The 13,165-nt window shown below is 64.7% G+C and carries 11 protein-coding genes; 9 read left to right on the top strand and 2 right to left on the bottom strand.

Annotated elements, in window-relative coordinates; translation table 11 throughout:
- Positions 1 to 65 precede the first annotated feature (65 nt).
- Together FHW92_RS02835 and FHW92_RS02830 are read left to right on the top strand one after the other, a co-directional pair.
- Positions 66 to 1,628, top strand: a complete 1,563-nt coding sequence (locus FHW92_RS02835; RefSeq protein ID WP_168601683.1) for a tryptophan halogenase family protein — start codon at positions 66 to 68, stop codon at positions 1,626 to 1,628.
- 27 nt (positions 1,629 to 1,655) lie between these two features.
- Entirely contained in the window at positions 1,656 to 2,549 is an 894-nt protein-coding gene (locus tag FHW92_RS02830; protein WP_168601682.1) for an ROK family protein, read from the top strand.
- A gap of 4 nt (positions 2,550 to 2,553) precedes the next feature.
- Here FHW92_RS02830 and FHW92_RS02825 read toward each other — a convergent pair whose 3' ends face one another.
- On the bottom strand, positions 2,554 to 3,729 hold the full coding sequence (locus FHW92_RS02825; RefSeq protein ID WP_168601681.1) for an ROK family transcriptional regulator: 1,176 nt from the start codon (positions 3,727 to 3,729) through the stop codon (positions 2,554 to 2,556).
- On the opposite strand from FHW92_RS02825, the gene FHW92_RS02820 reads away from it, so the two are divergent.
- The gene (locus FHW92_RS02820; protein ID WP_168601680.1) at positions 3,721 to 3,939 is read left to right on the top strand and encodes a hypothetical protein; all 219 of its coding nucleotides are present in this window, start codon (positions 3,721 to 3,723) and stop codon (positions 3,937 to 3,939) included. The genes FHW92_RS02825 and FHW92_RS02820 overlap by 9 nt on opposite strands.
- A gap of 51 nt (positions 3,940 to 3,990) precedes the next feature.
- Here the strand turns inward: FHW92_RS02820 and FHW92_RS02815 are convergent, their stop codons facing one another.
- Complete coding sequence (locus tag FHW92_RS02815; protein WP_168601679.1) at positions 3,991 to 5,262, bottom strand: sugar porter family MFS transporter; 1,272 nt, start codon at positions 5,260 to 5,262, stop codon at positions 3,991 to 3,993.
- A 192-nt stretch (positions 5,263 to 5,454) separates the two neighbouring features.
- Here FHW92_RS02815 and FHW92_RS25645 point away from each other — a divergent pair, with 192 nt between their 5' ends.
- From FHW92_RS25645 to FHW92_RS02790, 6 genes are read left to right on the top strand one after another with little or no spacing between them, the layout of a single operon-like run.
- Entirely contained in the window at positions 5,455 to 7,380 is a 1,926-nt protein-coding gene (locus FHW92_RS25645) for a LamG-like jellyroll fold domain-containing protein (RefSeq protein WP_246869873.1), read from the top strand.
- A 17-nt stretch (positions 7,381 to 7,397) separates the two neighbouring features.
- Positions 7,398 to 8,885, top strand: a complete 1,488-nt coding sequence (locus FHW92_RS25640) for a glycoside hydrolase family 2 TIM barrel-domain containing protein (RefSeq protein ID WP_349237637.1) — start codon at positions 7,398 to 7,400, stop codon at positions 8,883 to 8,885.
- Positions 8,882 to 10,348 (top strand): carboxylesterase family protein, encoded by a 1,467-nt coding sequence (locus FHW92_RS02805; RefSeq protein ID WP_168601678.1) that lies wholly within the window; start codon positions 8,882 to 8,884, stop codon positions 10,346 to 10,348. Before FHW92_RS25640 ends, FHW92_RS02805 begins: the two co-directional genes overlap by 4 nt.
- Positions 10,345 to 11,082 (top strand): GDSL-type esterase/lipase family protein, encoded by a 738-nt coding sequence (locus FHW92_RS02800; protein ID WP_168601677.1) that lies wholly within the window; start codon positions 10,345 to 10,347, stop codon positions 11,080 to 11,082. The genes FHW92_RS02805 and FHW92_RS02800 overlap by 4 nt, the downstream gene beginning before the upstream one ends.
- Positions 11,079 to 11,915 carry a class I mannose-6-phosphate isomerase gene (locus FHW92_RS02795; protein ID WP_168601676.1) on the top strand — a complete coding sequence of 279 codons (837 nt, stop codon included), beginning with the start codon at positions 11,079 to 11,081 and terminating at the stop codon, positions 11,913 to 11,915. The genes FHW92_RS02800 and FHW92_RS02795 overlap by 4 nt, the downstream gene beginning before the upstream one ends.
- Positions 11,912 to 13,153: a glycoside hydrolase family 27 protein gene (locus FHW92_RS02790; RefSeq protein ID WP_349237636.1), complete on the top strand. Its 1,242-nt coding sequence runs from the start codon at positions 11,912 to 11,914 to the stop codon at positions 13,151 to 13,153. Before FHW92_RS02795 ends, FHW92_RS02790 begins: the two co-directional genes overlap by 4 nt.
- Positions 13,154 to 13,165 lie beyond the last annotated feature (12 nt).

Genomic DNA, 13,165 nt, shown 5'->3' with positions numbered 1-13,165 from the left:
GCAGCGCCGTAACGGCCTGCAACGCCGCCCGATTTTTTGAGGCCTGTTTTTTCAGGAGCGTCGCAATGCCAGACTTCGATCAGCAAAACGCCTCTCCCGGCGCGATCCGCTCAGTGGTGGTGGCGGGCGGCGGCACGGCGGGCTGGATGGCGGCCACTTATCTGGCCGCGCGGTTCGAAGGGCGAGGGATCGCCATCACCCTCGTTGAATCGCACGGAATCGGCACAATCGGCGTTGGCGAGGCAACCGTTCCCGCTATCCGCGATTTCTTCAGAATGATCGGCCTGCATGACTTCGATGTGCTGCGCGCCACGGGCGGCACGCCCAAACTGGGCATAGACTTTGCCGGATGGGCAGGCGAAGACACGCGCTTCTTTCACCCCTTCGGGCTTTACGGCCTTTCCTCGCGCGGGGTGCCTTTTCATCAATATTGGCTGAAACTCGCACAAGCCGGGCTGGGCCGCGATCTGGGCGATTACAGCCTTTGCACCGAAATGGCCCGTAACGGCGCCTTCATGCTGCCGGTGGACAATCCGGTCAATGATCTGGCCGTGTTCGACTGGGCCGTCCATTTCGACGCCTCGCGCTTTGCCGCCATGCTGCGTGATCTGGGGCAGCGGCGCGGAGTGCGGCTGATCGACGATGTGATCACGCGCACCGTCACCGATGGCGAAACAGGCCATATCACATCGCTCGAAACGCGCGGCGGGCTCTCCATCGCGGGCGATCTGTTCATCGACTGCACCGGATTTCGCGCGCTCCTGCTGGGCGAGGCGATGGGCAGCTCATGGGTGGACTGGACCGACCTGCTCCCCTGCGACCGGGCCGTGGCCATGCCCTGCGCGGCCTCGGGCGGCTTTGACCGGCCCTATACGACCAGCACCGCGCGCAAGGCGGGCTGGCAATGGCGGATCCCGCTGCAGCATCGCGTGGGCAATGGCTATGTTTATGCCTCAACGCATATCAGCGACGATGAAGCGGCGGCCACCTTGCGCGCCCATCTCGAAGGCGAGGCTTTGGCCGAACCCAACCTGATCCGCTTCGGCGCGGGACACAGGAGGGAATTCTGGCGGAGCAATTGCATTGGCGTCGGGCTGGCGGCAGGTTTTCTTGAACCGCTCGAATCCACCTCGATCACGCTCATTCAGACCGCGCTGGAAAAACTGGTCGATCTCTTTCCTGACCGCGCCTGCGATCCGGCGCTGGCGGATGAATTCAACCGGGCCACCACGCTGGAATATGAGCGCATCCGCGATTTTCTCATCCTGCATTATCACGCCAACCGCCGCCATGGCGAGCCGCTGTGGGACCAGATGCGCGCCGCGCCTCTGCCCGAAAAGCTGGCCCATAAATTGTCGCTCTGGCGCGCGCGGGGCAAGCTGGTTCGGTATGAATGGGAAGCCTTTTTCGATCCGAGCTGGCTGAGCATGTATGCCGGTTTCGGCATCATGCCCGCAGCGCATGATCCCATGGCCGATTATTTCACCGATGCGCAGGTGGTCGAAGCGCTCGACCATATGCGCGAGGCGATCAGGGCGGCTGCCGCCCATGCCCGCCCCGCCCGCGATTTTCTGGCCCGGCTTGCCCCACAGGCGAGCCGCGCCGCCGCGCCCGTCGGCGTGGGCTGACCACCCTTATTCCCCTGGAGACTATCTATGACACTTCGCATTGCCGGCATTGAACTGGGCGGCACGAAATGCGTCGCCACCCTCGGCGATGGCGAGGGGCATGTGCTGGAACAGACCACTGTGCCCACCACGCAGCCCGACATCACCTTACCCGCGCTCTCGGCCATTCTGGCCGATTGGGCCGCAAAGGCGCCGTTTGACGCGCTGGGGATCGGCTCTTTCGGCCCGGTGGGCCTGACGCCGGGCACACCCGATTTCGGCCATATCACCGCCACGGCCAAGCCGGGCTGGCGCGACACCGATGTGCTTCATACGCTTTGCGCGCCTTACGCCGTGCCCTGCCATTTCGACACGGATGTGAATGCCGCCGCGTTGGCCGAACAGCGCTGGGGCGCGGCGCAGGGCCTGCAGGATTTCGCCTATGTCACGGTGGGCACCGGGGTCGGGGTCGGGCTGATCGTGAATGGCCATGCCACGCGCGGGCTGGGCCATTGCGAGATGGGCCATATCCGCGTGCCCCGTCTGGCCGGTGACAATTGGCCGGGCCATTGCCCCTATCATGGCGATTGCGTCGAAGGGCTGACCGCCGGGCCTGCCATCAAGGCGCGGCTGGGGCAGGATCATGTGCATGACATTCCCGCAGATCATCCCTTATGGGACAGCGTGGCCCATGCGCTGGCGCAGATGTGCCACACCATGCTGATGGCCACCGGCCCGCGCCGCATCCTGATCGGCGGCGGCGTCGCCAATGGCCAGCCCCATCTGCGCGCGATGATCGAGCGCCATGTGCGCGACAGTGTTGCAGGCTATATTCCCCTGCCGGAGGAAACCTTCATTCTGCCCCCGGGCCTTGGCGATCAGGCGGGGCCGTTGGGCGCCATCGCTCTGGGCCTGAATGCGTTGGAGGAACAGGCGCGCTGATGGCTCAGCCCTCGGCCGGCCCCTTCCACAAGGCCGTCGCCTTGGGCAGCAGGAAATGGCTGAAGGGCAGAACAGCGGCGCCGACCGAAGGCGCCTCCTCGGCCAGTCGGGCCTTCATCACCGGAGCCAGCACGGGGACATGGTGGCGATGGCTTTCCAGCCTTGTATTGAGCGCATGGACCAGATCCTCGATCCATCCCCCCGGCAGGCGCCCGCCGATAATCACCGCCGCCGGGTTGATCAGGCAACTGACCGCCACCAGCGGCTCGACCAACTGATCGCTGGCCAGATCGATCCAGCGGCGGCGCACCTGCTCCAAAGCAGCCCCGTCGCCGCGCAGATCGGCAGGCGTCAGCCCTTCCCCGGCCATCAGCCGATAGACGCCCGACAACGAGACGAGATTCTGGATCTGCTCACCCGTGCCCCGCGCCAAAAGGAAGCCGATTTCGCCGCTGCGGCCCTGCGCGCCCCGGATATAATTGCCGTCGATCACCAGCCCTCCGCCAAGGCCGGACGATATCAGCAAATAGAAAAAGCTGGCCGCTTTCAGGCCGTGACCCAACTGCTGTTCGCCCATGGCGGCGGCGGCGGCGTCATTCTCGACAAACACCGGCAGACCAAAGGGATCGGACAGCAGTGCGGCAATATTGGTGCTTTCCCAGAGCGCGAAATCCTCGGGCCGTCCGGGCAGGTCGATCAGCCCGAAATCATCGGGCATGGCCACCCCTACCCCCACCAGCAAGCCCGGATCGACCCCGGCCTTCGCCACCAGTTCGGCGGCGGACACCCGGTAGTGATCGCGCACGTCCTCGGGTTTGGGGAAGGCGATGTCGCGCGTGGCCTGCGCCATCACCTCGCCAGCGAAATCGACCAGTACGATGGTGATATGATCGCGGTCGATATTGACGCCCAGCGAATAGCAGGCCGCCTTGTTGACCACCAGCTTGGTGGCCGGTTGGCCGCGCCCGCCACGGATCTGCCCGGCCTCCTCGATCAGCCCTTCGGCGGCCAGACGCTTGGTAATATTGGCGATGGAGGGCGCCGTCAGCCCGGTGATCCGCGCCAGATCCACCCGCGTGATCGGTCCGTTGACCCGGATCGCATGCAGCGTCACACGCTGATTATGGTCGGCGGCGCGTTCCAGATTGGTGCCCGAAAGGCGGATCGGACTATGCGTCATCAGGCAGGCCATCCGTTTGAAAAGACAAGAACGCGCCGAGCCATCATCCAAAAATCCTTTCAAGGCAGCGCGATCACTTCGCCCATGCGCCCCACATTCACCTTCTTCGCTTTGCCACAGGCAAAGGCCAGCCACAAAATATTAATTCAAACATTTTTCTTTATAGGAGATCCTTCATGTTCCGCCTTAAGTCAGACCTTGCCGGGGTAAGGCTGAGATAGAGGCCGACACGACGTTTGCCTGCGCGAAGGACCATGCGGCCTATCCGGCAAGGCGCCTTGCCAGATCGTCGAGCGAGGCGCCCCGCGTTTCGGGAAACCAGCGCCAGACCACAAAGACCTGCACCGCCATGGCCAGCGCAAAACCCGCAAAGGGCAGCGCCGGGCCATGCGCGGCCAGCACCGGAAAGGCAAAACTGATCGCGCCGTTGAGCACCCAATGCGTGCTGCTGCCCAGCGCCTGACCACGCGCGCGAACGGCGGTGGGGAAAAGTTCGGAAAGATAGACCCAGATCACCGCCCCTTGCGACACGGCGAAAAAGCCGATGAACATTACCAGCAGCGGCAACAGCCATGCCCGGCCCTGACCAAGGGCAAAGATCATCGTCACCCCGACCAGCGCGGCAAAAGTGCCCAGCGCCCCCGCCAGCAGCAGCGGACGCCGCCCCAACCGATCAATCATCGCCATGCCCGCCAGCGTCGCCAGCAGATTGGCCAGCCCAACGGCCACGGCCTGGGTGTCGGCGGAAAAACCCGAAAAACCGGCGGCGGCAAATATGTCATTGAGATAATAGAGGATCGCATTGATCCCCGAGAGCTGATTGAACGCGCCGATCGCCAAGGCCAGCAGGATCGGCTTGCGATGCAGGCGCCATGACAGGCGCTCGTCCTTCACCGTCGGAGCGACCGTTTCCAGCATCAGGCCCAGCCGATCCGCCGCCGCCCGCGCATCGCGCCCCCGCGCCTGCAGCCAGCGCGGACTGTCGGGCAACCATGGCGCCAACAGCGCAAAGCCCAGCGCCGGCACGCAGGCCAGCCCCAGTTTCACCCGCCATTCCATCGCCCCGAAACCGCCCCGTGCCACCAGTGCGTTGGAGAGATAGGCCAGCAAAATCCCCGAAACGATCGCGCATTGAAACATGCCGACCCGCCGTCCGCGCTCGGCAGGGGCGCTGATTTCCGAAATATAGACCGGCGCCACGACCGAGGAAGCGCCGATGGCCAGACCGCCCAGCAGCCGGAACAGGCAAAAACTCACCAGCCCATTGGCCAGCGCCGTCCCCAGAGCCGAAACGACATAGAGCCATCCGACCCACAGCAGCAGACGGCGGCTGCCCAAGACGTCGCCCGCCCGCCCCGCGACGGCCGCGCCCGCCAAAGTCCCCCACAGGGCTGCGGAAACCGCCAGCCCCAGATCCTGCGGGCTAAGGGCAAAGACTTTCTGTAATGCTTGGGTGACGCCCGAAATGACCGCTGTATCAATGCCGAACAGCAGCCCGGCCATGCTGGCCAGCACCGCGCAACGCGCGGCCATCGAAGGCCCGGATCGGGGGAGGGAAGAAGGGGGCATATGGCAGGCATCCTTTTATTATTTCAATTTGCATTAATAAATAAATTCGCTAGGCTTGCAAGCATGATGCCCATCGGAACAGATGGCGTCCGGATCGCCGCGCTCGGCGCGGGGACATGGGAGAGTTATATGGTTTTGCCTAAATTCGGCCGAAAAATGGCCGGCAGCGTTGCTCTTTGCGCGATTGTTTCCTGCCTGCCCGCGCTTGTCCAGCCCGCCTTGGCCGACGCGCCGGTGGCCGCATCGGCAGAAGCGCTTGGCCCCTATAATGCGATATTCCTGCAAGGCGGCATCGGGATTGACCGCGAACTGCCGCCCTCGGATCTGCTGTCCGGCGGATCGGGCATGACGATATCGACCTGGATCAATCCCGCAGAAATAGCGCAAGGTTCGGTTGGTCTGATCACACTGGGCGATGTGTCAGGGCCGAACCGAAGCCTGATGCTGATCGACGGGCGGCCCGCGCTGCAATCGGGCGATGCGTCGTATCGGCTGATTGCCCCCAAACCGCTCGTCAAAACCCAATGGGTCCATATCGCCGCCACGTTGAGCGCCGATGGCGCCCAGATCTATGTCGATGGTCAGATGGTGGCATCGGGATCGTTGCCGGTGCAGCCGGTTGCCGGACAGATCCATATCGCCCCGGCGCAGGATGGGCAGGCCCATTTCAACGGCTCGCTCGTTGCTGCGCAGATCGCGCCCGAAGCGGCCAACGCCAAAACCATTGCCGCCAGGGCTGGCGCCCGCCCTGCCTTCGAGCTTGTCCATATGTGGCAGGTCGGCGTGGGCTGGGAATTCCAGAAAACCGCCAACACCGGCTATTGGCGCCCGCAAGACCCCTGGACCCTGCCCGTGGGCAAGGGCGAAACCACAGCGCCTGTTGCCAAGCCTGTGACGCCACGCGCCGCCTTGGAGATGATTACCCCCGACCGCTGGCGCCTCCATGGCTGGCAACTGGCCGCCGCGCCCGATGTGGCGCAGGATGGCGCGGCCCTCTCGCTGCCCGGCAAGCCCGCAGGCATCTGGCGCGCGGCGACCGTTCCGGGCACGGTGCTGACCACGCTGATTGATCGCGGTGTCTATCCCGATCCCTATTTCGGCCTCAACAATCTGAAAATCCCCGAAAGCCTTGCCCGGCAGGATTACTGGTATCGCGCCGCTTTCACCCTGCCCGCCTCGGCAGCAGGCAAGCGTCTCGCGCTGGTTCTCAATGGCGTGAATTACGCCAGTGAGGTCTATATCAACGGCGCGCATGCAGGGGGCACGAAAGGCGCCTTCACGCGGGGCCGCTTTGCCTTCAACGCGATGGCGGGCGAAAATGTCGTGGCCATCCGCGTATCGCCGCCCCCGCATCCCGGCACACCGCATGAACAATCCATCAGCGCGGGCGTGGGCGAAAACGGCGGGCAATTGGCCATCGACGGTCCAACCTTCATCGCCACCGAGGGCTGGGACTGGATCCCCGGCATCCGCGACCGCGACACCGGCCTGTGGCAGGATGTGGAAATTCAGGCCACCGGCGCGGTGCGTCTGGGCGATCCGCAGGTCATCACCGACCTGCCTCTGCCGCGCACGGATGCGGCCGACATCTCCATCGCCGTGCCGGTCATCAATGACGGCGCGCAACCCCGCCGCGTCACCATCACCGCCAGTTTCGACGATGTTCGCATCAGCCGCGAAATCACCGCCCCACCCGGCGAGAGCGAGGCCCGCTTTGCGCCTGCCGAATTTGCCGCGTTGCATGTCAAGAACCCGCGCCTGTGGTGGCCCAACGGCTATGGCGATCCGGCGCTCCACACGCTGCGCATCGAGGCCGTCGTGGATGGGCAGAGCGCCGACACCAGCACCACACGCTTCGGCATTCGCGAAGTGTCCTATGACCTCTCGCTGATGGACAGGGCGGGCCATCTGCGCCGCGTCAATGTGCAGCCCACCGATGGGCGGCAGGCGGGCATCAAGCTGATCGATGTGCGCCACGAGGCGATCAAGCAAAGCCCCAAGGGCTGGGTGGAATCGCTGACAGCGGCGGGTGAGGCATCCCCGGCGGTGCGCGGGAGGATACGCTGCCCGAGCCGCATCTGACCATCCGCGTCAATGGCGTGAAGATCGCCGCGCGGGGCGGAAGCTGGGGCATGGACGATGCCCTGAAACGCCATGACCGCGCCCGACTGGAGCCCTATTTCCGCCTGCACAAGGATGCCCATCTCAACATCATCCGCAACTGGATGGGCAACAACACCGAGGATGAGTTCTACGATCTGGCCGACGAATATGGCATGATGGTGCTCAACGACTTCTGGCAATCGACCCAGAATTTTCAGGTTGAGCCGCAGGACCCCGCCCTGTTCCTCGCCAATGCCGAGGATACGGTGAAGCGCTATCGCAACCATCCGTCGATCGTGGTGTGGTTCGGGCGGAACGAGGGCGTGCCCTATCCGATGCTGAATGAAGGGCTGGACGATCTGCTCTTCCGCCTCGACGGCACGCGCTGGTTCACGGGCGGCTCGAACACGGTAAACCTGCAAGGCTCCGGCCCCTATAATTACCGCCAGCCCGAAGCCTATTTCACCGATCTGGCCACCGGCTTTTCGGTGGAAACCGGCACGCCTTCTCTGGCCACGCGCGAGGCGATTGCGGCCTATGTGCCCAAGGCGGACCAATGGCCGCTCAGCGACACGCTGGCCTATCATGACTGGCATTTTTCCGGCAATGGCGACACCAAGACCTTCATGGCCAGCCTGAACACCCGTTTCGGCCCCGCCACCAGCTTTGCCGATTTCGAGCGCAAGGCCCAGATGATGAACCTCGAAGGCCATAAGGCGATGTTCGAGGGCTTTCTTGGCCATCTCTGGACCAAGAATTCGGGCCGCCTGCTGTGGATGACCCATCCGGCATGGACCTCGAATGCATGGCAGATCTACAGTTCGGATTACGACACCCATGCCGCCTATTACGGCATCGCCAAGGCGTCTGAGCCGGTCCATGTGCAATTGAACCTGCCCGGCAATGAAGTCGTGGTGATCAACACCACGCGCGAGCCCGCCCCCGGCCTTGTCGCCACCAGCCGTATTCTGGGGCTGGACGGCAAGGAGCTTTTCGGCCGCACCGACCGTCTCGATGCCTCGGCCAATGCCGATACGATGCTGGCCCCGCTGCCACTGGACAAAGTGCTGGCCGATTATCCGATGGTGCTGGTGACGCAGAACCTGAGCGATGCTTCGGGCCGTCTTGTCTCATCCAATTTCTACTGGCGCGGGCGCGATGAGGCCAGCTATCGCGCGCTGAACGCCATGCCCAAGGTGGCCCTGCGCGCCAAATTGGCCGCGCCCATAACCGTCAGCGGCGAGCAGGAATTGCGCGTCACCATCACCAATCCTGCCGCCACGCCCGCGCTTGCCGCCAAGCTGACCCTGCTTGACGCCAAGGGCGAGCGCATCCTGCCCGCCTATTACAGCGACAATTATGTCTCGCTGACCGGTGGGCAGAGCCAGACCATCACCATCCGCTATCCCGCGCGCAAAGGCCCCGCGCCGCATGTGGCGCTGCGCGGATGGAATGTGGTTGAGGCCGAGGCGCGCCTGCCATGAGATGGCGCGCCCTATGGCTGGCGGCGCTGCTAGGCGCGGGGGCCGCGCAAGCCTCCCCGCCGCCGGTGGCGATTACCGGCGGCGCGGTTCAGGGCACTACCGATGCCCATGGCACGCGGATCTTCCGCACCATTCCCTATGCCGCGCCGCCGCTGGGCGCGCTGCGCTGGCGACCGCCCGGCCCGGTCGAACCGTGGAAAGGATGGCGCAATGGGGCGAAATCCGGCCCCTCCTGCCTGCAAAATGACTATGGCTGGAACCACGCCGATTATGTCCGCGCCTCCGAGGACTGCCTGACGCTGGATGTCGCCACCCCCGCCCTGACGGGCAAGCGCCCGGTCATGGTGTGGATCCACGGCGGCAGCAACCGGGCTGGCTCTGCGGGCGATACGGTGCTTTCGCCTCTGGCCCGGCGCGGGTTTGTGCTGGTGGCGATCCAGTACCGCCTGGGGATCTTTGGCAATTTGCCCCATCGCGCGCTGGCCTCCGAACAGGGCGGCCATGCGGGCAATTATGGTCTGATGGACCAGATAGCCGCGCTGCGCTGGGTGCAGGCCAATATTGCCCGCTTTGGCGGCGATCCGGCCAATGTAACGATCTTTGGCGAATCCGCAGGGGCGCAGGATGTCGGCCTGCTGCTGGCCGCGCAGGGGGCAAAGGGGCTGTTCGCCCGCGCCATTATGCAAAGCGGCACGCCATCCTTCGGCCTTTCATGGCGGCCTCTGCCCGAGGCCCTGCGGCTCGGCGACCAACTCGACGCGATGCTGGGCACGGACGGCAGCGTGGAACCCCTGCGCGCCGCATCGGCCCATGCGCTGCTGGAGGCGGACAGGGCGCTGCATGATCCGGCGCTGGAGAGCGATGATTTCCTGTGGCTGCGCACGACCATTGACGGCGCGGTGCTGCCTGACACGCCTGCTGTGCTGCTGGCCCATGCTCCGCCCCGGCCGGTGATCATCGGATCGAACCGCGCCGAATTCGGCCTGCCGGGCGGGCGCGCTCATCGCGATGCAGGCGTTGACGCAGCCTTTGGCCCCAATGCCGATAAGGCCCGCGCCTATTATCACCTCGACCAAGGCGATCCCCCCGCCGATCCGCGTCTGGGCAATCGCGACCTGCGCATCGCCACCGACATTTTGTTTCGCTGTCCCGCCGGACAATGGGCTGATCTCCTTTCCCGCGCGGGGAGCAAGGTCTGGCGCTATGAGTTCGATCTGGCCGCCAATGGGGGCCTGTCCTTCCACGGATCGGACATTCCCTATGTCTTGGGTGACGCGCGTTTCGGCTCGCTCTCGCTGGCCGATTACTGGCTGAGTTTTGCCGGACGCGGCGATCCCAATGACGACGCCCGCCCGCCATGGCCTGCGTTCGGCGCGAACAAAGAGCAACTCCTGTTCTCGGCCTCCGGCGCCCAAACGCAGGCGCAAGAGGCCTCCCCCTGCCAATGGATGATCCAGCCATGATCCCCACCCACCGCCGCGCCATACTCAAAGGTTTGGGTGCGCTCACCCCCCTTGGCCTTGCCGCCCCGGCATGGGCGCAATCCGGCCCCGCCGAAAGCCCCGAAGCCGCCCGCGCCCATACCGATTTCGCCTGGCTGGCCCGCTATGGCGAGGACAACCGCCGCCTGCTGGCCGAAGGGCCGCCAACCCGCATCGTCTTTATGGGCGACAGCATCACGCAGGGCTGGCGCGACAAGAACCCGGAGTTTTTCCCCGCCGGGCGCGTCAATCGCGGCATAGGCGGCCAGACCACGCCGCAAATGCTGCTGCGCATGATGCAGGATGTGATCGCGCTGCGCCCGCGCGCGGTGCATATCATGGCGGGCACCAATGACATTGCGGGCAACACCGGCCCGATGACGGCCCAGATGACCCGCGACAATCTGGACGCGATGGCCACGCTGGCGCGGGCGCATCATATCCACGTGCTGCTGGCCTCGATCCCGCCGGCGGGTAATTTCCCGTGGCGCCCCGGCCTTGAAACCAAAGGTCCGATTGCCGCACATAATATCTGGCTGCGCGATTATGCACGGGCCCATGGCCATGTGTGGGTCGATTATCACCCGGTCCTTGCCGGGCCCGATGGCGCGATGCGCGAAGGGCTGGCCGTCGATGGTGTTCACCCCACGCCTGCCGGTTATGCGGCGATGAACGGCGTGCTGCTTCCCATCCTTGCCAGGCTGGATCTTGCATGAGCCTGCTTCACCTTCTGCCGCGCATCGCGGTGGACAAGCCATGGGGCCGGGCCGATCTGCCCGCGCCCTTTCCCTCGCCCGCGCAGGGAAAGACCGGCGAGATCTGGTTCGATCCGCCGCTGTCCCTGCGCGAATTGCTGGTGAAATACATTTTCACCAGCGAAAACCTCTCGGTTCAGGTCCATCCCAGCGATGCGCAAACCCTCGCCAAAGGGCTGGGCGCGCAAGGCAAGGAGGAATGCTGGCTGGTCATCGAGGCCCAGCCCGGCGCGAAACTGGGCATCGGCCTGCGGGAAGCGACCGACTCCCAGACCCTGCGCGGGGCCGCGCTTGATGGCTCGATCGAGGCGATGATGGCCTGGCATCCGGTGCGGCCCGGCGATTTCTTCTATATTCCGGCGGGCACCATCCATGCCATCGGCGCGGGCGTGACCGTGCTGGAAATCCAGCAGAACAGCGACATCACCTATCGCCTCTATGACTATGGCCGCCCAAGGCCGCTGCATCTGGACGAGGGGATGGCCGTCGCCCTGCCCGAAACCTATGACAAGGCGCGGATGCACAAGGTGCTACCCGAAAGCGGGAGCCTGTCACTGGTCGATGGGCCGCTGTTCCGGCTCGATCTGTGCGAAGGTCCGGTGCCGCCCGCCATACTGGCTGATCACGGCCAGAGGCCAAAGCTGGTCATTCCCCTCAATGCCCCCCTTCATGCCGATGATGCCATCGCCGCCCCCGGCGACTGCGCCCTTGTTTCCGACCTGAGCGCCCTGAGCATCAGCCCCCACACACGGTTCCTCATCGCGCAACCTATCCTTTCGGGAGATGTCTTGTGAGATCCCTTTCCTTCCGCCAAATACTCGCCGCGCTGATGGCGTTCCTCGTTTGCGCCGCGTCGCCTGCCGTTGCGCAGGGCGCCGCCCCTCTGGCCCAGACCCCTCCGATGGGGTGGAACAGCTGGAACCGCTATGGCTGCCGCATTGATGAAAGCCTGATCCGGGGCGTGGCCGACGCGATGGTGGCCAACGGGATGCGTGACGCGGGCTACACCTACGTCAATATCGACGATTGCTGGCAAGGCGAGCGCGACAAGGATGGCTTCATTCAGGCCGATCCGGCGCGCTTCCCCTCAGGGATCAAGGCGCTCGCCGATTATGTCCATGTACGCGGGCTGAAACTGGGCATCTATTCCGACGCGGGGGCCAAAACCTGCGGCGGCCGCGCGGGCAGTCAGGGCCATGAATTTCAGGACGCGACGCAATATGCCCGCTGGGGCGTGGATTACCTGAAATATGATTGGTGCAACACCGGCACCGGCGCGGCGCAGCGCAACCCGCGCGAGGCCTATGCCACGATGCGCGCCGCGCTGGATCAGGCGGGCCGCGCAATCGTCTTTTCCATCTGCGAATGGGGCGACAGCAAGCCTTGGGAATGGGCCGCAGGCATCGGCAACCTGTGGCGCACCACGGGCGACATCGCCAATTGCTGGTCCTGCAAACTGGGCCATGGCAGTTGGAACAGTCTGGGCGTGATGGAGATCCTCGACAAGCAGGAGGGCCTGCGCCGCTATGCCGGGCCGGGGCATTGGAATGACCCGGATATGCTCGAGGTCGGCAATCTGACTGATCTCAACGAAAACCGCTCGCATTTCGCGATGTGGGCGATGCTGGCCGCGCCCCTGATCGTGGGGGCCGATATTGCGGGCCTGAAGCCTGAAATCACGCGCATCCTGACCAACCCGCGCCTTGTCGCCATCGATCAGGACACGCTGGGTATTCAGGGTTTCGCATGGCAGCGCGGCTCCGAACTGGAAATCTGGGCGCGGCCGCTCTCGGGCCAGCGCTGGGCCATTGCCGCGCTCAACCGTTCCTCCTCTGTGCAGAACCATGTGCTGGACTGGACCAAGGAACCACTGGGCGATGATCTGACCCAGACCTTTGCCAAGATCGGGGAGCATCATTTCAACCTGATCGACGCCTGGACCGGCAAGCGCATCGGCGACACGCAGGACCCTCTGCCCCTGCATGTGGCGCCGCGCGATGCGCAGGTCTTTATCCTTGAACCCAAGCCATAACGCAGGATCCCC

This window comes from Novosphingobium sp. SG707 (assembly GCF_012275515.1).
Lineage (GTDB): Bacteria > Pseudomonadota > Alphaproteobacteria > Sphingomonadales > Sphingomonadaceae > Novosphingobium.
The sequence above is the reverse complement of the archived record's forward strand: the minus strand, read 5'-3'. Positions and strand labels throughout refer to the sequence as shown.

What these genes read in the sequence shown, in the direction of transcription:
- FHW92_RS02835 (WP_168601683.1), top strand. Translation starts at nt 66, where the DNA reads ATGCCAGACTTCGATCAGCAAAACGCCTCTCCCGGCGCGATCCGCTCA.
- FHW92_RS02830 (WP_168601682.1), top strand. Translation starts at nt 1,656, where the DNA reads ATGACACTTCGCATTGCCGGCATTGAACTGGGCGGCACGAAATGCGTC.
- FHW92_RS02820 (WP_168601680.1), top strand. Translation starts at nt 3,721, where the DNA reads ATGCGTCATCAGGCAGGCCATCCGTTTGAAAAGACAAGAACGCGCCGA.
- FHW92_RS02825 (WP_168601681.1), bottom strand. Translation starts at nt 3,729, where the DNA reads ATGACGCATAGTCCGATCCGCCTTTCGGGCACCAATCTGGAACGCGCC.
- FHW92_RS02815 (WP_168601679.1), bottom strand. Translation starts at nt 5,262, where the DNA reads ATGGCCGCGCGTTGCGCGGTGCTGGCCAGCATGGCCGGGCTGCTGTTC.
- FHW92_RS25645 (WP_246869873.1), top strand. Translation starts at nt 5,455, where the DNA reads ATGGCCGGCAGCGTTGCTCTTTGCGCGATTGTTTCCTGCCTGCCCGCG.
- FHW92_RS02805 (WP_168601678.1), top strand. Translation starts at nt 8,882, where the DNA reads ATGAGATGGCGCGCCCTATGGCTGGCGGCGCTGCTAGGCGCGGGGGCC.
- FHW92_RS02800 (WP_168601677.1), top strand. Translation starts at nt 10,345, where the DNA reads ATGATCCCCACCCACCGCCGCGCCATACTCAAAGGTTTGGGTGCGCTC.
- FHW92_RS02795 (WP_168601676.1), top strand. Translation starts at nt 11,079, where the DNA reads ATGAGCCTGCTTCACCTTCTGCCGCGCATCGCGGTGGACAAGCCATGG.